This is a genomic window from Mycobacterium asiaticum (assembly GCF_001673635.1).
Classification (GTDB): domain Bacteria; phylum Actinomycetota; class Actinomycetes; order Mycobacteriales; family Mycobacteriaceae; genus Mycobacterium; species Mycobacterium asiaticum_C.
In genome coordinates this window covers 185,963-204,599 of record NZ_LZMH01000035.1, presented here as the reverse complement: position 1 = coordinate 204,599, position 18,637 = coordinate 185,963, and the positions used below count along the sequence as shown (strand labels likewise).

The following is an 18,637-nucleotide window of genomic DNA, read 5'->3' as shown; positions in this document are numbered from 1 at the left end:
GTGTGCAGCTGCGGACGCCGGGACCCCACCAAGGTCAGCGCTTCTCCTTGATCTTGGCCTTCTTGCCGCGGAGTTCACGCAGGTAGTACAACTTGGCGCGACGGACGTCGCCACGAGTCACCACCTCGATGTGGTCGATGTTCGGCGAATGCACCGGGAAGGTCCGCTCGACGCCGACGCCGTAGCTCTCCTTGCGCACCGTGAAGGTCTCGCGGATGCCACCACCTTGGCGCCGTATCACCACGCCCTTGAAGACCTGGATGCGCTCCTTGGCGCCCTCGATAACCTTCACGTGCACGTTGATGGTGTCGCCTGGGCCGAAGGCAGGGATGTCGTCGCGCAGCGACGCCTGGTCGACGAAGTCCAGCCTGTTCATTGGAAAGACACTTCCTCGGGGTCGCGGCTTCGTCAACCGGCCGCACGCGGGCGTGCAACGGTCACCAAGCCGATGGTTAGGGCTTCTGGGTGTACCTCGCAGCAGGCGGTAGGCACCTGGCCCGCCGGCAACCGCTGGAGACAACTGGCCAATTGTGCCAGATGCGGTGCATGCAGTGAAAATCACAGGAAACTGTCGTGATTCGCGCCCGGCGTAAACCCGCTGCAAATGGTACATATGACTGGGGCTGAACCGCGCAGATCCGAACCCATGGATATACCCAAAAATCCCGGCCCAGCTTCACGTTGCTGAACGCCTCACAACGCCGAAGGAGTGCAATGCGAGCCCGGCCGCTGACCATGCTGACCGCCGTCGCCGCGGCGGCTCTGGTGGTGGTTGCCGGCTGTGAGGCGACGGTCCATGCGAAGGCGTTCACCTCGACCGGTCAGGCGACGTCCCAGCCCGACCCGCACCCACAGGAGCAGCTGGTTGAGCTGCTATTGCGGGCCATCACCCCGACCGCGGCGCCGATGGCGCTGCCGACCATCGGCCTGGGCGGGCTCACCGGCGTGCAGGCGCGCATTCAGCAGGCCACCGATCAGGCCGCTGCCAGTGGCGCGAACCTGGCGGTGGCCGTCCTCGACCGGGCCACCCATCAGCTGGTGTCCAACGGCAACAGCCAGATCATCGCCACCGCATCGGTGGCCAAGCTCTTTATCGCCGACGACCTGCTGCTGCAGGAATCCGACGGCCGCGTGACGCTGTCCCCCGACGATCACCAGGCGCTGGACCTGATGCTGCAGTCCTCCGACGACGGCGCCGCCGAGCGGTTCTGGGGCCAGGACGGCGGCGATGCGATCATCACGCAGGTGGCCAGCCGGTACGGTCTCACCGCGACCACACCGCCCAGCGACGGCCGCTGGTGGAACACGATCAGCTCGGCGGAGGACCTGATCCGCTACTACGAACGGCTGCTCGACGGCTCCGGCGGGCTGCCGCCCGATCGCGCCCGGCTCATCGTCAACGACCTGGCCCGGTCCACCCCGACCGGAGTCGACGGTTACCCGCAGCGGTTCGGAATCCCGGACGGCCTGTACGCCGAACCCGTTGCCGTCAAACAAGGTTGGATGTGCTGCGTCGGTGCTGACTGGATGCATCTGTCCACTGGGATCATCGGCGCCGACCGCCGCTACATCATGGTCATCGAATCCCTGCAGCCCTCTGACGACGCCACGGCGCGCGAAACGATCACCCAAGCCGTCAAGACCATCTTCCCCAACGGCCGCATCTGAGCGTCCCCTTTTTCCCCGCGAGCAGACGCTAAAGCGCCCCAAAATCGAGGATTTTGGGTGCTTTAGCGTCTGCTCACCACAATCAATCCAGCAGTTCCGGTCGCCGTTCGCGAGTCCGCTGCAGCGACACCTCACGCCGCCACGCCGCGATGCGGGCATGATCCCCGGAAAGCAGCACCTCCGGCACGTCCAGCCCACGCCAGCTGGCCGGCCGGGTATAACTGGGCCCCTCCAGCAACTGATCCAATGCCGGGGAGTGTGAATCCTCTTGGAGTGATGCGGGATTGCCCAGGACACCGGTCAACAGCCGCACCACGGCCTCGATCATCACCAGCGCCGCCGATTCGCCGCCGGGCAGGACATAGTCGCCGATCGACACCTCTTCGACGCGCATCCGGCGCGCCGAGTCCTCGACCACCCGCTGATCGATGCCCTCGTAGCGAGCGCAGGCGAACACCAGGTGCCCCTCGCCGCTCCAGCGCTGGGCGGTGGCCTGGGTGAACAACACGCCGGCCGGACTAGGCACCACCAAAAGGGTCTCTGCCGAACATATTTCGTCCAGCGCCTCCCCCCACACCGGTGCCCTCATCACCATGCCGGGCCCGCCACCGTACGGCGCATCGTCCACCGAGTGGTGCACATCGTGGGTCCACCGCCGCAGATCGTGCACCTGCAGATCCACCAGACCGGACGCAATCGCCTTGCCCGGCAACGATTGTCGCAGCGGGTCAAGATAGGCCGGGAAGATCGATATGACGTCGATGCGCACGCTTACCCCAGGTCCAGCAGACCGTCGGGTGGTTCGATTTCGAGGGTGCCGTCGTCCAGCGACACCGAGGTGACGATGGCGCTGACGAACGGGATCAGCAGTTCCCCGTTTTCGCGCTTGACCGACAGCAATTCACCGCCGGCGGTGTGCAGCACCTCGGCCACCACCCCGATCTCCTGACCCGCCGTCGTTGCGACCCGCAAGCCTTCCAGTTGGTGGTCGTAGTACGTGTCGGGCTCGTCGATCGGCGGCAATTCATCGGAGTCGATGATGAACAGACTGCCGCGCAGCGCGTCGGCGGCGTCGCGGTCGGCCACGCCGGCCAGCCGCACCAGCAGTCGGGCACCGTGCGGCCGCGCCCCTTCCACCACGTAGCTGCGCGCGGGGCCGCCGTCGCGGGGTTTGCGGGCGCGCAGCGTGCTGCCCGGCGCGAACCGGACATCGGGATCATCAGTGCGTACCTCGACGACAAGTTCGCCGGCGATGCCGTGGGCTTTCGCCACGCGCCCGACGATCAGCTCCATCGGCTGCGCTACTGGTCGGTGTCCACCACGTCGACGCGGATACCCCGGCCACCGATTCCGGCGACCAAGGTGCGCAGTGCGGTCGCGGTACGACCACCGCGACCGATCACCTTGCCCAGGTCATCGGGATGAACGTGGACCTCGACGGTGCGGCCACGGCGGCTGGTCACCAGGTCGACCCGCACATCGTCGGGGTTGTCGACGATTCCGCGGACCAGGTGCTCGACGGCGTCGACCACGACGGTGCTCACGGCGCTGGTCAGCTTTCCGTCGCCGGCGCGGACTGCTCGCCCTGCTCGGTCTCAGCCACGGCCGCGGCCTTCTCCGCCCCGGTCTCGGCTCCCGCGTCAGGCGCGGCTTCCTCGCTCTTGGCGGCCTTCTTCGGCGCGGACTTCTTCTTCGGCTTGGTGGCCTCGGTGGTCGGACCGCCCTCGGCCTCGGCCAACGCGGCGTTGAACAGCTCCAGCTTGCTGGGCTTGGCGGGCTTGACCTTCAGCCGACCCTCGGCGCCGGGCAGGCCCTTGAACTTCTGCCAGTCGCCGGTGATCTTCAGCAGCTTCAGCACGGGCTCGGTGGGCTGGGCCCCCACGGACAGCCAGTACTGCGCGCGCTCGGAGTTGATCTCGATCAGGCTCGGCTCTTCCTTCGGGTGGTACCGGCCGATCACCTCGATGGAACGACCGTCGCGACGGGTGCGCGCGTCGGCGACGGCGATGCGGTACTGGGGATTGCGGATTTTGCCAAGCCGAGTGAGCTTGATTTTGACAGCCATGGTTAAGCGACTTCTCCTGTGTGTGTCACGCTGCAATTCAGCGACACGGGCGGGATGCCCAGGTCCGGTTTCGCCTCGCGTGTGTGACCACCGAACGATCTTGATCGCGCGACGGACAGCGGCCAATTGTGCCAGAACCGGGTGCTGCGGAGGAAATCAGAGCACTTTCTGGAACGTCTTCGTCTCCACCCGCCGCGTCATCCGCCAGCCCTGCTCGGTGCGCACGAACTCGTCGTCGTACCAGAGCCCGCAGAACAGGATCTGCTCCTTGTCCCCGCCCAGCACCATCGGGTTGAAGCAGATGACCCGCGACGACGCCGTGTCGCCGCTAATGCGGACCGAGAAATTGCCCAACATGTGCGAGTACACCGGGAAGTTCGGCAGCACCTCCGACAACCACTTCTTGACCTCGGGGTATTCGCCGGCGATCCCGCCCAGGGCGGTGTAGTCGATATAGGCGTCCGGGGTGAAGACGTCGTCCAGGTCGTCGAAGCGACGCGAGTCGATGGCGGTGGAGTAATCGACCAGCAGCTGCTGGATCTCCAGGCGGTCAGAAATTTCGGCCAGGCTCAACATGCGTCGATTCAACACCGCGGCCAGGACCGTTACACTCAGCGCCCATGCGAAAGCTCTTGGCCGCCGCCGCTGCGCTGGTGGCGATCTGTCTTACGGCCGGCACCGCTTCGGCCGACACCGACGTACAGCCGGTCGGTTCGATGCCGATTCCCGACGGTCCGGCCCAGACCTGGATCGTGGCCGACCTTGACAGCGGCCAGGTGCTGGCCGGCCGCGACCAGTACGCGGTACATCCCCCGGCCAGCACGATCAAGGTGCTGCTGGCGCTGGTGGTGCTCGACGAGTTGAGCCTGGACTCCGCGGTGGTCGCCGACGCCGCCGACACGGACGTGGAATGCAACTGCGTGGGCGTCAAGGCGGGCCACAGCTACACCGCGCGCGAACTGCTCGACGGACTGTTGCTGGTCTCGGGCAACGACGCCGCGAACACGTTGGCGCACATGCTGGGTGGACCGGGCGCCGCGGTGGCCAAGATGAATGCCAAGGCAGCGTCGCTGGGTGCCTCGAGCACTCATGCGTCGACGCCGTCCGGGCTGGACGGGCCCGACGGTCCCGGCGCATCGACCGCCCACGACCTCGCGGTGATATTCCGGGCCGCGATGGCCAACCCGGTGTTCGCCGCGATCACCGCCAAGCCCTCGGCGATGTTTCCCGGTGGCCCCGGCGACGGTGGCGAATTGGTGATCACCAACCAGGACGAGCTGTTGCAGCGCTACCCCGGCGCGATCGGCGGCAAGACGGGCTTCACCAACGCCGCCCGCAAGACGTTCGTCGGTGCGGCGGCGCGCGGCGGCCGCCGGCTGGTGATCGCGATGATGTTCGGGCTGGTCAAAGAGGGCGGTCCGACCTACTGGGACCAGGCCGCCAGCCTGTTCGACTGGGGCTTCGCGCTCAGTCCGCAAGCCGGCATCGGCTCGCTGTAGCTTTCCCTGCGCGAGCAGACGCGAAAGCCCCCGACACGCCGTGCGTGCGGGAGCTTTCGCGTCTGCTCGCGCTAATCAGCCGGCCACGCCGCATTCAGCAGCGCGGTCAGCACCGGAATCCGGCGCTCCGCGATCTCGGGCTGGGGCAACACACCTTCCACCACCGCGGCTCCGTCGAACACGTTGGTCAACAGCGCCACCAGCACCGGCAGCGTGTCCGGCGGGATGTCCTCAGTCCCAGGCAGGGTCAGCGCGGCGTCGTACATCTTCGCGCGGTACTGCCAAAGTTCGTGCTGCAGAGTAGTTTTCAACTTCTCATCGGTGCGGGCGGCGATCAACAACTCATAGAGCACGGCGTTCGCCGGCCCACTGGTGATGTCCCGCAGGATCGCCAGGGCCGCCTCCAGCGCCGGCCGGTCGGCCGGAATCTGAGCGACCTGCTTGGTGAAGGTCTCCAACTGCCGACGCAGCACCTCCGATGCCGTGGCCGCCATGAAGTCGCCCATGGTTTCGAAGTGCCGGAACAGCGCCCCGACCGAAACCCCGGCGCGTTTGGTGATCACCGCCGCCGAAGCGCGGGCGTAGCCGACTTCGATGATGGTGTCGATGCAGGCCTCGAGGAGTCGGCCGACCGTCTCCTCGCGGCGCTGCTGCTGGGTCCTGGCCATCGCTACGCGGTGGCGCTCAGGGCCTGTTCGGCCCCGTGCGCGTGCCGCTCGCCCGCGCGCAGGTACCGGCCTGACTTCACGGTTTCGCCGTAGCCTTCACAGAACTCGCCGTTGCGGAAGACCACCGACCCGCCGACACCCGTCGCGACCACGGTCGCGTCGTTGCGGTTCACCATGCGGCGCAGGCCGCCGTAGAACGGCACGGCCTCCTCGTAGTAGCCGTCCACCGAGTCGTCCAGCCGCGCGGGGTCGATCACGACGAAGTCCGCGCGGTCGCCTTCCCGCAGGGTGCCGGCGTCGATGCCGAACCACTCGGCCACTTCGGCGGTCAGCCGGTACACCGCCCGCTCCACCGTCAGGAACGGCCGGCCGGCCCGGTGGGCGTCGCGAGTGCGTTTGAGCAGCCGCAGCGGAAAGTTGTAGAAGGCCATGTTGCGCAGGTGCGCGCCGGCGTCGGAGAAGCCCATGTGCACAACCGGGTCGGCGGCCAGCTTGTCCAGCTGCTTGGGCCGGTGGTTGGCGACGGTCGTGGTCCAGCGCACGTTGCGTTCGCCGTTCTCCACCAGGATGTCGAGGAACGCATCCAGGGGGTGCAGCCCACGCTCGTCGGCGATTGTCCCAAAGCTCTTGCCGATCAACGATTTATCGGGGCATTCCACGATCACCGCGTCATGGAAGTCGCGGTGCCACAGCGACGGACCCAGCTTGACGCGGTCGAACTCGCGGCGGAATTTCCGGCGATAGGACTCATCGGCCAGCAGCTGGTTGCGCTCCAGCTGGTCACGCAGGTGCAGCGCGGCCGTGCCGGCGCCGAACTCCTCGAAAACCGGCAGGTCGATGCCGTCGGAGTACAGGGTGAACGGCACCGGCAGGTGCTGGAACCGCACGCTGGATGCCAGCAACTTGTTCAGCAGGCGAGCGCCGCGCCCAAAGGTGTGCACTGCCAACGGCATCGACTTGGCATCCGCGGACACCAAAAGGCTCATCCGAACACCCTTGCGGCGGTTCAGTATTCGACTGCTGGTGAGGAAGAACATCAGCGCCGAAACCGGACTGTCGACGTTCGGGGCGCTCTGCAGGATCCGGCCGCGCTTGCGTAGTACCTTGATCAGCCGGCGCCGCTCCCGCCAGGTCGCGAACGTGGACGGCAGCGCCCGGGAGCGGAAACGCTCGCCGTCGAGCTTGTCGATCGGTGCATCCATCCCTGACATGCCCAGCATCCCGGCGTCCAGCGCCTCGTCGAGCAGTTTCGCCATCTTTTCCAGCTCCGCGTCGGTTGGCCGGACATCTCCGTCGGTGGCCCGCTGCAGCCCGAGCACCGCGGTGCGCAAGTCCGAATGGCCAAGCATCGAGCCGACATTCGGCCCCAATGGCAGCGCGTCGAGCTTCTCGACGTACTCCGCGGGCGTCGACCAGGTCTTGTTGCTTTCCAGCGCGCCAAGAACGAAGTCGCGCGGCACCGCCTCGACACGACTGAACAGGTCGGCAGCATCCTCGGAGTTCGCGTAGACCGTCGACAGCGAGCAATTGCCCAGTAGCAGGGTGGTCACCCCGTGCCGCACCGACTCGCGCAGGCCGGGGTCGAGCAGGATCTCGGCGTCGTAGTGCGTGTGCACGTCGAGGAAGCCCGGCATGACCCACTTGCCGCCGGCGTCGATCACCTCGGGGCAACCGGTCTCGTCCAGGGCCTGGGCCGAGACGGTGGCCACCACCCCGTCGCGAATGCCCAAGTTACGCGTCTGTGGCGCCGCGCCGGTGCCGTCGAACCACAGGCCATCGCGGATGATCACGTCGAAAGTCACAATTTCCTCCAAGTCGTCGCGGTGGCCCAACGCTAACATAGATAGCGATCACTCGCAATCTTTCTCCCCCGGGCGAGAGCTCAGCGGTGTGTAGTCGTGGTCGGCGGGCCGGTGAGTGTGACGGTGGGCGGTTCGCTACTGGGCGTGACCCTCACCGGGTCCGGCACATTCACCCCGGGCGGCGTCTCGCCCGTCCGGCTCGCCTGGGTGGGGATGCGGATGACTCCCCCTTGCTGGCTACATTCGTTGGTCTTGACCGTGACGGTCATCTCGCCGGCCAGGTTGCCCTCCGGTTCCGGACGCAGTGCGACAGCCTGCACGGTGGTCTGGGTGCTGGCCACCCCGTTGGGGCCGATACAGGGGAATTTGGTGGTTTCCGGCCGCGATCGCCATTGCCCGCCCTGGAACTCGAGCAGCAGCGGGTGCACATCCGGAGACTTCGGCTGGGTGTGGTCCGCCTCGTTGAGCAGGGTCCCCGCGGCCAGGCAGCGCGTTGGCGTGCACGACGACCGGAACGCCCACCAGGTGGCGACGTCGGGCGGCTGCGGGGTCGGGGTGTTGTTGAAGGTCTGCCTAGAGCGCTGCACCTCGATTACATACATGCCCTCGAGCGGAAGCGGTGAGCCCGCGGGGGTGCTGCTCGGCGTGGTGCTCGAAGAGGCCGGCGTCGTGGTGGCGGGGCTGCCCGCCTGAGTCGACGTCATGGTCTTGCGCCCGATCGAGACGCCGGCGGCGAACAGGCCGGCCAGCAGCAGCACCGCGGCGGCACCGAGCAGGATCCGCCGCGGCCCCCGCCGCGGTTTGGGGCGGGTGGAGAACTCATCCAGCCGTCGCGCGAGCGACCCGGCGGCGGACTGCAACATCGTGGCGTGCCGTGTCGGCGGGACGGTGGCCGGTCGCGGGACCGGCGGCGGTGGGGGTTGCGGCGGTTGCGGCCAGCCATAGGCCGGATAGTCGACGACGTAGGCGGGTTCCGGGATGGGCTGCTCGGCGACCTCGGCGACCTCGATGACCGGGGCTAGCTCGTGTGTCTCGCGGCTGAGCTGGCTGGGATCTGGGACGCCGGCGTGCTCGGCCAGCGCGTCGGCGAACTCGCGGCAACTGCCGAACCGGTCGGACGGATTGCCTGCCATCGCCCGGCCCAGCACCGCGTCCAGCCGGTCCAGGTCCGGACGCAGATCACGCAGTCGCGTCCCGATCGCCGGCGGCGCGCCGGTGAACAGGTGCATCGCGGTCGCGGCCAGCGCGTACTGGTCGGCGCGCCCGTCGGGTTCGGCACCGGCGAGGTCCTCCGGGGCGGCGTAGGCCGATTCGGTCGGCGGACGCGCCAAGCCGAAGTCGGCCAACAGAATCCGCGGTTCGTCCGTCGTCGCCAGCACGATGTTGGCCGGCCGGACGTCCCGATGCAATAACCCCCGCTGGTGGGCGAAGTCCAGGCCTCCGGCCACCGCGGTGATCATGCCCAGCGCTTCGGCCAGCGGCAGTACCGCCGGGAACCGACTGGCCATCAGCTGCGCGGCGTCGGTGCCGTCCACGTAATCCATTGCGATCCACAGCTGTTCCTCGAACTCGCCGCGGTCGTGCACTTCGACAATGTTGGGGTGGTACATGGTGGCCGCGACCTGCGTCTCCTGGTGGAACCGGCGCCGGAAATCGCGGTCCGCGGACAATGTCGACGGCAGCACCTTCAGGGCCCGCCACCCGCGCACGTCAGGCCGTTCCACCAGGTAAAGCTCACCGGTCGCGGAGGAACTCAGCATCCGCACGACGGTGTACCCGGCAAAGGCTGCACCGCTGGCCAACGCCATCCAGCGATACTAACCATCCCGACGCGGGAGGCAGTCAGCGCGCGGCCAACACTGGGCGAATACTTGCCTGGTCAGGCGGGCCGAAACGGGTTGCCGCGCAAGATCACCAGATCAGGCCGGGTCAGCACCCCGGGGCCCAGGCGCGGGTCCTGGGAGTAGCACAACAGGTCTGCCGATGCCCCGTCCTCGAGGCAGGGCCGGCCCAACCAGCGCCGCGCGTCCCAGCACGCCGCACCCAACGCCTCCTCGGCGCTCATGCCGATCCCGCGCAGGGCGTCGACCTCGTCGGCGATGCGTCCGTGCCGGATCATGCCGCCCGCGTCGGTGCCGGCGTATACGGGCACGCCGGCGTCGCGCGCCGCCGCCACCCGGCTGTACCCGCGGTCGTACAGATCGCGCATGTGCGCGGCGTACGTCGGATAGCGGGTCGCGGCATCGGCGATGCCGGGGAAGTTCTCCAGATTGATCAGGGTGGGCACCAACGCTGTGCCGTGTTCGACCATCAGCGCGATGGTGTCATCGGTGAGGCCGGTGCCATGTTCGATGCAGTCGATGCCGGCACGGATCAATCCGGGCAGCGCATCCTCGCCGAACACGTGCGCGGTGACTCGGGCGCCCTCGGCGTGCGCGGCATCGATGGCGGCCTTGAGGACCTCGTCGGACCACAGCGGCGCGAGGTCACCGACCTTGCGGTCGATCCAGTCTCCGACCAGCTTGACCCAGCCGTCACCGCGGCGGGCCTGCTCAGCCACCGCGGCCGGCAGTTGAGACTCGTCTTCCAGATCGATCGGCAGGCCGGGGATGTAGCGCTTGGGCCTGGCCAGGTGGCGTCCGGCCCGGATGATCCGGGGCAGGTCGTCATGGTCGTCGAGGCTGCGGGTATCGATCGGTGAGCCGCAATCCCGCAGCAGCAACGCCCCGGCCTCGCGTTCGGTCTCGGCCTGGGCGATCGCCTCGTCGAGTTCTACGGCGCCGTGCTCGCCGAGACCGACGTGGCAATGCGCGTCCACCAGGCCCGGCAGGACCCAACCGCCCTCGAAGACGGTGTCGGCGCCGGACACCGGTTCGGTGCTGATGTGGCCGTCGACGATCCACAGTTCGGTAGGAACGTCGCCCGGCAGGGCCGAACCGCGCACGTGCAGCCGCACGGTGGGATTACTTCTTGCCCGGGAACTTCAGCTTGGACAGGTCGAAGTCGGCCAGACCGGGCGGCAACTCGTTGAGTCCCTCGGGCATCTGCGACAGGTCCGGGAAGCCGGCCGGCATGCCCGGTATGCCCGCCCCGGGCCCGAACGGGCTGCGCACCTTGGGCGGCGTGGGCCCGCGGCCGCCCTTCTTGCCCTTCTTGCCCTTCGCGTTCTTGGACTTTCGTGTCGCGGACTTGCGCCCGATTCCCGGTATTCCCATGCCGCCGAGCATCGACGACATCATCTTGCGGGCCTCGAAGAAGCGGTCCACCAGCTGATTGACCTCGGACACGGTGACGCCCGAGCCGTTGGCGATACGCAGGCGCCGGGAGGCGTTGATGATCTTCGGGTCGGCCCGCTCTTCGGGCGTCATTCCGCGGATGATGGCCTGCAGCCGGTCGAGGCTCTTGTCGTCGACCTCGGCCAGCGCGTCCTTCATCTGTGCGCCGCCGGGCAGCATGCCCAGCAGGTTGCCGATCGGGCCCATCTTGCGCACAGCCAACATCTGCTCGAGGAAATCTTCCAGCGTGAGTTCCCCGGTGCCGATCTTGGCGGCGGCCGCCTCGGCCTGCTGGGCGTCGAAAACCTGCTCGGCCTGCTCGATCAGGCTCAGCACGTCGCCCATGCCCAGGATGCGGCTGGCCATCCGGTCCGGGTGGAAGACGTCGAAGTCCTCGAACTTCTCCCCGGTGGAGGCGAAAAGGATTGGCACCCCGGTGACTTCGCGAACCGACAGCGCGGCGCCACCGCGGGCGTCGCCGTCCAGCTTGGTCAGCACGACGCCGGTGAACCCGACGCCGTCTCCGAACGCCTGGGCGGTGGCGACGGCGTCCTGACCGATCATCGCGTCCAGGACGAACAGCACCTCATCGGGGTTGACCGCATCGCGGATGGCGGCGGCCTGGGCCATCAGCTCCTCGTCGATGCCCAGCCGGCCGGCCGTGTCGACGATGACGAAGTCGTGGTGCTTGGCCTTGGCCTCGGCGACGCCCGCCGCAGCGACGGCGACCGGGTCACCCGGGCCGGACTCGGGGGACGCGCCGGGGTGCGGCGCGAACACCGGCACACCGGCCCGCTGCCCGACCACCTGCAGCTGGTTCACGGCGGCCGGACGCTGCAGGTCGCACGCCACCAGCAGCGGCGTGTGACCCTGATTCTTGAGCCGGAAGGCCAGCTTGCCGGCCAGCGTCGTCTTACCGGAGCCCTGTAGGCCGGCGAGCATGATGACGGTCGGCGGGGTCTTGGCGTACGCGAGCTCTCGAGTCTCCCCGCCGAGGATGCCGATCAGTTCCTCGTTGACGATCTTGACGACCTGCTGCGCCGGGTTCAGCGCGCCGGACACCTCCGCGCCGCGGGCGCGTTCCTTGATCCGGTGCACGAACGCCCGCACGACGGGCAGCGAAACGTCGGCTTCCAGCAGCGCGAGCCGGATCTCACGGGTGGTGGCGTCGATATCGGCGTCGGTGAGGCGGCCTTTGCCGCGTAGCCCTTGAAGGGCACCGGTCAAGCGATCGGAGAGCGATTCAAACACGACCGCCAGCCTATCGGTGATCGCCGAGCGCCGTGACTCACCACCGCATCCGCGCGAAGGTGCGCACCTGCACAGCGACACGCCGACGTCCGCGGCATTCCGCGCACGTTCGCGCCCGCAACCGGGCCGGCCAGCCCAGCCATGTCGCAACTACGCCGAAAAGCGTTGTCATGCTAGATTTTACAGCCGCGCTTGGCATCGACAGGCGCGTCAGCCCAGCCAGCCACCCGGGGGGATCTTTGTCGCTGCAGCCGGTCGGTTCCGCCGATAGCAGCCGGCCGCTGCGCGGTTGGCAGCGCCGTGCGCTGGTGAAATACCTCGGCACCGAGCCGCGCGACTTCCTGGCGGTCGCCACACCCGGGTCGGGCAAGACGGCGTTCGCGCTGCGGATCGCGGGTGAACTGATGGGCCACCGCGCCGTCGAGCAGCTCACCGTCGTCGTCCCCACCGAACACCTCAAGATCCAGTGGGCGCAGGCCGCCGGACGTCAGGGCCTGGCGCTGGACCCCAAGTTCTCCAACTCCAACCCGCAGACCTCGCCGGAGTACCACGGCGTGGTGGTCACCTACGCCCAAGTGGCCGCCCATCCGTCGTTGCACCGGGTGCGGACCGAGCAGCGCAAGACGCTGGTGATTTTCGACGAGATCCATCACGGCGGGGACGCCAAGACCTGGGGCGACGCGATCCGGGAGGCGTTCAGCGACGCGACCCGTCGGCTTGCCCTGACCGGGACGCCGTTCCGCAGCGACGACAGCCCCATCCCGTTCGTCAGCTACGAGCCCGACGGCGAGGGCCAGATGCGCTCGCAGGCCGACCACACCTACGGCTACGCGGAGGCACTGGCCGACGGGGTGGTGCGTCCTGTGGTGTTCATGGCTTATTCCGGCCAGGCCCGCTGGCGCGACAGCGCGGGCGAGGAGCACGAGGCGCGGCTCGGCGAGCCATTGTCGGCCGAACAGACCGCCCGGGCGTGGCGCACTGCGCTGGACCCGGCCGGCGAATGGATGCCCGCCGTCATCACCGCCGCCGACCAGCGGCTGCGTCAGCTGCGCGAGCACGTGCCCGACGCGGGCGGCATGATCATCGCGTCCGACCGGACCGCCGCCCGCGCCTATGCCACCCTCCTCAAGAAGCTGACCGGCGAAGCACCGACGGTCGTGCTCTCCGACGACCCGGGATCCTCGGCCCGCATCAGCGAGTTCGCGGCCAGCGACACTCGATGGCTGGTCGCGGTGCGCATGGTGTCCGAGGGTGTGGACGTGCCCCGCCTGTCCGTCGGGATCTACGCGACCAGCGCCTCCACTCCTCTGTTCTTCGCACAGGCGATCGGCCGCTTCGTGCGCTCGCGGCGGCCCGGCGAGACAGCCAGCATCTTCCTGCCGTCGGTGCCCAATCTGCTGCAACTGGCCAGCGAGCTGGAGGCGCAGCGCAATCACGTGCTGGGCAAACCACACCGTGAGTCCGAGGGCGATCCGCTCGACGACGACCCCGCGGTCCGGACGCAGAACGAGAAGACCGAAGAGAACGGCTTCACCTCACTGGGCGCGGACGCCGAGCTGGATCAGGTCATCTTCGACGGCTCCTCGTTCGGCACCGCCGCCCCCGCCGGCAGCGAGGAAGAGGCCGACTATCTGGGCATTCCCGGACTGTTGGACGCCGAGCAGATGCGCGCGCTCCTGCACCGGCGCCAGGACGAGCAGTTGCAGAAGCGCGCCGCGACGGCCTCCGGGCCGCCCATGCCGATTACCACCCACGGGCAGCTGCGCGAGTTGCGCCGCGAACTCAACTCGCTGGTGTCGGTCGCCCATCACCGCACCGGCAAGCCGCACGGTTGGATCCACAACGAGCTGCGTCGCCGCTGCGGCGGCCCACCGATCGCGGCGGCGACCCGCGATCAGCTCAAGGCCCGCATCGAGGCCGTGCGCCAGCTGAACTCCGAATAGAGCTGACCAGGATTCTGGCGACCGGCCGCGCTGGCGATCGCCACTAGTCGCCGACGGGCTCGTCGACCATGACCACCGCCGGCGCACCCAGCACAGCCAACAGGTTCTTCTCCACCGCGGACCGCGCGTCGGTGTCGGCCGGCACCGTCACACAGAAGACGTCGGCCGCCGTCGACCCGAAGGTGTTGACCTTGGCCCAGACGATGTCGGTCTCGGCGCGCTCGAGCGCGCGGGCCAGCAGCGCCAGCAGCCCCGTGCGGTCCATGGCGCGCACTTCCAGGATCAGCTGGCCCGGTGTGTCGGTGTCCAGCCACAGGATCCGGGGCGGCGCGGTCGAGCGGGTGACAGGCACGCCCACCTGCACCTCTCCTGCCCGGGCTGTCGCTTCGCTGGCGGCATCGCTGTCCCGCTTCTCCAACGCGCCCAATACGTCGACGTCACCGCGCAGCGCACCCACGAACGATTGACGCAGCAGGTCTGCCGCCGGCGGCGAACCGAACAGCGGCGACACCACGAACTCGGTGATCGCGACGCCCTCGTGGATGTTGACCGATGCCGAATGGACCCGCAGTGAGTTCAGCGCCAGCACGGCGGCGGCCTTGGACACCAAGCCGCGTTCGTCGGGCGCCACCATCACGGCGTGCAGGCGCTCGCCGGCGCCCGGGTTGATCTCGACGTGCACGCCCTGCCGTGCTGCCAACGAAAGGTAGTGCGGCGCAGTCGGTTCCGCCTGCGGCAGCTCCTCGCCTGCCATCGCCATCCGGCAGCGCCGCACCAAGTCGTCGACCAGGGACGCCTTCCAGTCGCTCCACACGCCCGGGCCGGTGGCCTTCGAGTCGGCCTCCGAAAGGGCATGCATCAGCTCCAGGAGCTGCGGGTCCCCGCCGAGGGCCTCGGAGACGGCCTCAATGGTGGCCGGGTCGTTGAGGTCGCTGCGGGTGGCCGTGATCGGCAGCAGCAGGTGGTGGCGCACCATCTTGGAAAGCGTGTCGGTGTCCGCGGGCGCCAGCCCCAACCGCTCGCCAATCGGAACCACCAGGTCGGCTCCGAGCACGCTGTGGTCGGTTCCACGCCCCTTGCCGATGTCGTGCAGCAGCGCTCCTAGCGCAAGCAGGTCCGGTCGGGCCACGTTGGTGGTCAGCGGCGCCGCATGCACGGCGCACTCCACCACGTGGCGGTCCACCGTCCACTTATGCGACACGTCGCGCGGCGGCAGGTCACGGATCGAATCCCATTCGGGCAGCAGCTGACCCCACAAGCCGGTGCGGTCGAGCGCCTCGATGGTCGGCACCGCGGTGGGCCCGGCCAACAGCACGACCAGCAGGTCGTCCAGCGCCTCGCGCGGCCACGGCGTCGGCAGCGGGGGCGCGTTGTCGGCCAGCCGGCTCAAGGTGGCCGCGCCGATGGGCATGCCGGTGTCGGCCGCCGCGGCGGCCACCCGCAACACCAGGCCGGGATCGTGCTGCGGCTGCGCCTCACGGGCCAGCACGATCTCGCCGGCATACTCGACGACACCCTCGTCCAGCGGGCGCCGCTTGGGCCGCCGCACCAGCGCCGAGATGCCGCGCCGGGGCAACGCATTGGCGGCCGTACGCAGGCCGGTGACCGCGTGGAAGCTGATGGTGCGGCCCGCGCTGGACAGCATCCGGGCCAGGTCGAACCGGTCGCCGACGCCCAGCGCCTCGCTGATCTCATCGGCGAACTGAGCCAGCAGCTGGTCGCGCCCCCGGCGCGACACCCGGTGCAGCTCGGTCCGCACATCGAGCAACGTCAGGTACGCGTCGTCGAGCGAACCGATCGCCGAGTCGGCCCGGGCCATGCCGTGCCGGTCGATCAGCTGCGCCAGCGCCAGTGCGTTGAGTAGCTGAACATCACGCAGACCGCCGCGGCCAGACTTCAGGTCGGGTTCGGCGCGATGAGCGATCCGGCCCAGCCGTAGCCACCGGGCGTGCGTCATCTCCACGAGTTCGTCCATGCGGGAACGGATTCCGCTGCGCCACTGGCGGCGGACGCCGTCGATCAGTTCGGCCGAGAGCCGCTGTTCGCCCGCGATGTGCCGCGCTTCGAGCATCCCCAGCGCGGCGGTCAGGTCCGACCCGGCGGTGGCCAATGCCTCACCGACTGTGCGCACACTGTGATCGAGCCGAATGTTGGCGTCCCACAACGGATACCACAGTTTGTCCGCGACCGGCCCCAGCACGTCGGCGGACTTGCCGTCGTGCAGCAGCACCAGGTCCAGATCGGAGTACGGCAGGAATTCGCGGCGACCGAGCCCACCGACCCCAACGATCGCAAACCCGCTGTCCTCAGTGATCCCGATCTGTCCGGCCTTGGCGACCAACCAGGATTCGTGCAACTCCAGGCAGGCCTGACGCAATTCGGCCGGCGCCATGTCGCGACGCCCCTCAGACAACAGATCGCGCCTGGCGGCAGCCAAATCGACTGCGGCACAGGCGCTTTCCGTTGCTTCTCCTTGTTCGGACGGGTCCGCCGGGTGCGGGTTCACACCCGGGGGGCCCATCTGGCTCGGTTCAGCAATGCCGAACCATCGTCATAACGCGTCGGGTCCGCGCTCTCCGGTGCGCACCCGCACGATGGTGTCGACCGGACTGACCCATACCTTGCCGTCGCCGATTTTGCCGGTCCGCGCCGCTCGGACGATGCTGTCCACGACCTTGTCGACGATGGAATCGTCGACCACGACCTCGATCCGCACCTTCGGCACGAAGTCCACCGAGTACTCAGCGCCCCGGTAAACCTCGGTGTGACCCTTCTGCCGGCCATAGCCCTGGATTTCGCTGACCGTCATGCCCAGGACGCCTGCGTCCTCGAGGCTGGTCTTGACGTCGTCGAGGGTGAACGGCTTAACGATCGCGGTGATCAGCTTCATATCTATTCCGCCTCCACTTTCTCGCCCACTCGCTGCCGGTCTTCCAGGCCGTTGAGGCTGCTTTCCGGCAGGCTGGCCCTAGGAAGCACCGAACCGCTGGCGACCGCAAAGTCGTAGCCGCTTTCGGCGTGCTCCGACTCGTCGATGCCCGCGGCCTCCTGCTCAGCCCCGAGACGCAGTCCGATGGTGTACTTCAGGATAAGGGCAATGATCAACGTGCCAAGAGCGGAGTAGGTCAACACGGCGAACGCTCCGATGGCCTGCTTGCCAAGCTGGCTCCAACCGCCGCCGTAGAACAGCCCCGCTACGGCCGCCGGGGCCTGTGGCGTGGCGACCAGGCCGACCATCAAAGTGCCGGCCAATCCACCGACTAGGTGCACGCCGACCACGTCGAGCGAGTCGTCGAACTTGAGCTTGAACTTCAGCCCAACCGCCAACGCGCACAGCACACCGGCCACCGTGCCGATCACCAGCGCGCCGACCACGTTGACCGAAGAACACGACGGCGTGATGGCGACCAATCCGGCGACGATGCCCGAGGCCGCACCCAGGGTGGTGGCCTTGCCGTCGCGGATCCGCTCGGTGAGCAGCCAGGCGAGCATGGCGGCTGCCGTGGCGATCGTGGTGGTGACGAAGGTCGTACCGGCGGCACCGTTGGAGCTGGTCGCCGAACCGGCGTTGAACCCGTACCAGCCGAACCACAGCAGGCCGGCGCCGAGCATCACGAACGGCAGGTTGTGCGGCCGGAAGAGCGTCGTCGGCCAGCCCTTGCGCCTGCCCAGGACGAGGGCCAGCACCAAGCCGGCCACACCGGCGTTGATGTGGACGGCCGTGCCGCCGGCGAAGTCGATCGCTTTCAGCTTGTTGGCGATCCACCCGCCCGACTCGGCGACGCTGCCGTCGAAGGCGAACACCCAGTGCGCAACGGGGAAGTAGACGAGTGTCGCCCACAGCCCGGAGAAGACCAACCAGGCACTGAACTTCATCCGGTCCGCTACCGCACCCGAGATCAGGGCGACGGTGATGATCGCGAACATGAGCTGGAAAGCCACAAACACGGTGGCCGGCAAGGTGCCCACCAGCGGGATGGTCGTCTCCGCGACGGGCGGGGTCTTGCTCGGATCGGCAGCGACGTAGTTGCCACCGATGAGACCTTTAAGGCCCCAGAACTGGGTCGGGTTGCCGACAACATTTCCGGTGTCATTGCCGAATGCCATCGAGTAGCCGTACAACACCCAGAGCACGGTTATGACGCCCATCGAACTGATGCTCATCATGATCATGTTCAGGACGCTCTTGGCACGCACCATGCCGCCGTAGAAGAACGCCAGGCCCGGCGTCATCAACAGGACGAGCGCGGAACTCGCCAACATCCAGGCCGTGTCGCCGGTATCGGGATGGCCCATCAGTGGGAAACTCACTCGCTATCACCTCCAGTCAGCGTTGGGAGGGCCCCAGATAAATGACTGGCGACCTGATCCAGAACCATGCGCATAAGTTGTTGCGCGAATGGGGCAGCGATGTTTCGTCAGGATTAACGTAAAAGTTGCTGTGTAATAGCTGCTCGTGGTGATCG

At 68.0% G+C, this 18,637-nt stretch carries 17 protein-coding genes; 3 read left to right on the top strand and 14 right to left on the bottom strand.

The genetic code is table 11. The features are described 5' to 3' along the window. Positions 1 to 34 precede the first annotated feature (34 nt). Positions 35 to 376, bottom strand: coding sequence for a 50S ribosomal protein L19 (gene rplS, locus A5645_RS09385; protein WP_036354618.1), 342 nt, complete (start codon positions 374 to 376; stop codon positions 35 to 37). Positions 377 to 714: 338 nt separating this feature from the next. Between rplS and A5645_RS09380 the strand changes: the two genes are divergently transcribed. Next, a complete protein-coding gene (locus A5645_RS09380) occupies positions 715 to 1,668 on the top strand; it encodes a serine hydrolase (protein ID WP_065034391.1) in 954 nt (317 codons plus the stop codon). An 82-nt stretch (positions 1,669 to 1,750) separates the two neighbouring features. Here A5645_RS09380 and trmD read toward each other — a convergent pair whose 3' ends face one another. From trmD to A5645_RS09355, 5 genes are all read right to left on the bottom strand, one after another. Continuing rightward, positions 1,751 to 2,437 carry a tRNA (guanosine(37)-N1)-methyltransferase TrmD gene (gene trmD, locus A5645_RS09375; protein WP_065034392.1) on the bottom strand — a complete coding sequence of 229 codons (687 nt, stop codon included), beginning with the start codon at positions 2,435 to 2,437 and terminating at the stop codon, positions 1,751 to 1,753. A 2-nt stretch (positions 2,438 to 2,439) separates the two neighbouring features. Next, positions 2,440 to 2,961, bottom strand: coding sequence for a ribosome maturation factor RimM (rimM, locus tag A5645_RS09370; RefSeq protein ID WP_065034393.1), 522 nt, complete (start codon positions 2,959 to 2,961; stop codon positions 2,440 to 2,442). A gap of 8 nt (positions 2,962 to 2,969) precedes the next feature. Next, positions 2,970 to 3,212 carry an RNA-binding protein gene (locus A5645_RS09365; RefSeq protein ID WP_036354608.1) on the bottom strand — a complete coding sequence of 81 codons (243 nt, stop codon included), beginning with the start codon at positions 3,210 to 3,212 and terminating at the stop codon, positions 2,970 to 2,972. Between the two features lie 8 nt (positions 3,213 to 3,220). Further along, positions 3,221 to 3,733 (bottom strand): 30S ribosomal protein S16, encoded by a 513-nt coding sequence (gene rpsP, locus A5645_RS09360; RefSeq protein ID WP_065034394.1) that lies wholly within the window; start codon positions 3,731 to 3,733, stop codon positions 3,221 to 3,223. Between the two features lie 156 nt (positions 3,734 to 3,889). Continuing rightward, entirely contained in the window at positions 3,890 to 4,309 is a 420-nt protein-coding gene (locus A5645_RS09355) for a nuclear transport factor 2 family protein (protein ID WP_065129321.1), read from the bottom strand. A 44-nt stretch (positions 4,310 to 4,353) separates the two neighbouring features. Between A5645_RS09355 and A5645_RS09350 the strand changes: the two genes are divergently transcribed. Next, positions 4,354 to 5,232 carry a D-alanyl-D-alanine carboxypeptidase family protein gene (locus tag A5645_RS09350; RefSeq protein WP_065034396.1) on the top strand — a complete coding sequence of 293 codons (879 nt, stop codon included), beginning with the start codon at positions 4,354 to 4,356 and terminating at the stop codon, positions 5,230 to 5,232. A 71-nt stretch (positions 5,233 to 5,303) separates the two neighbouring features. Here A5645_RS09350 and A5645_RS09345 read toward each other — a convergent pair whose 3' ends face one another. From A5645_RS09345 to ffh, 5 genes are all read right to left on the bottom strand, one after another. Next, positions 5,304 to 5,900: a TetR/AcrR family transcriptional regulator gene (locus A5645_RS09345; RefSeq protein ID WP_065129320.1), complete on the bottom strand. Its 597-nt coding sequence runs from the start codon at positions 5,898 to 5,900 to the stop codon at positions 5,304 to 5,306. Between the two features lie 2 nt (positions 5,901 to 5,902). Beyond that, a complete protein-coding gene (locus A5645_RS09340) occupies positions 5,903 to 7,741 on the bottom strand; it encodes an N-acyl-D-amino-acid deacylase family protein (RefSeq protein ID WP_065129319.1) in 1,839 nt (612 codons plus the stop codon). Between the two features lie 41 nt (positions 7,742 to 7,782). After that, positions 7,783 to 9,510: a serine/threonine-protein kinase gene (locus A5645_RS09335; RefSeq protein ID WP_065129318.1), complete on the bottom strand. Its 1,728-nt coding sequence runs from the start codon at positions 9,508 to 9,510 to the stop codon at positions 7,783 to 7,785. Between the two features lie 71 nt (positions 9,511 to 9,581). Further along, a complete protein-coding gene (locus A5645_RS09330) occupies positions 9,582 to 10,658 on the bottom strand; it encodes a metal-dependent hydrolase family protein (RefSeq protein WP_065129317.1) in 1,077 nt (358 codons plus the stop codon). Between the two features lie 7 nt (positions 10,659 to 10,665). Beyond that, entirely contained in the window at positions 10,666 to 12,228 is a 1,563-nt protein-coding gene (ffh, locus tag A5645_RS09325) for a signal recognition particle protein (RefSeq protein WP_065129316.1), read from the bottom strand. A gap of 170 nt (positions 12,229 to 12,398) precedes the next feature. Here ffh and A5645_RS09320 point away from each other — a divergent pair, with 170 nt between their 5' ends. Further along, entirely contained in the window at positions 12,399 to 14,171 is a 1,773-nt protein-coding gene (locus A5645_RS09320) for a DEAD/DEAH box helicase (RefSeq protein WP_081288248.1), read from the top strand. A gap of 43 nt (positions 14,172 to 14,214) precedes the next feature. Here A5645_RS09320 and A5645_RS09315 read toward each other — a convergent pair whose 3' ends face one another. Genes A5645_RS09315 through A5645_RS09305 form a run of 3 tightly spaced genes read right to left on the bottom strand, consistent with a single transcriptional unit; the run spans position 14,215 to position 18,467 of the window. Continuing rightward, the gene (locus A5645_RS09315) at positions 14,215 to 16,692 is read right to left on the bottom strand and encodes a [protein-PII] uridylyltransferase (RefSeq protein ID WP_081288247.1); all 2,478 of its coding nucleotides are present in this window, start codon (positions 16,690 to 16,692) and stop codon (positions 14,215 to 14,217) included. A 30-nt stretch (positions 16,693 to 16,722) separates the two neighbouring features. After that, a complete protein-coding gene (glnB, locus tag A5645_RS09310; protein WP_036354580.1) occupies positions 16,723 to 17,061 on the bottom strand; it encodes a nitrogen regulatory protein P-II in 339 nt (112 codons plus the stop codon). 2 nt (positions 17,062 to 17,063) lie between these two features. Continuing rightward, positions 17,064 to 18,467: an ammonium transporter gene (locus A5645_RS09305; protein ID WP_065037836.1), complete on the bottom strand. Its 1,404-nt coding sequence runs from the start codon at positions 18,465 to 18,467 to the stop codon at positions 17,064 to 17,066. Positions 18,468 to 18,637 lie beyond the last annotated feature (170 nt).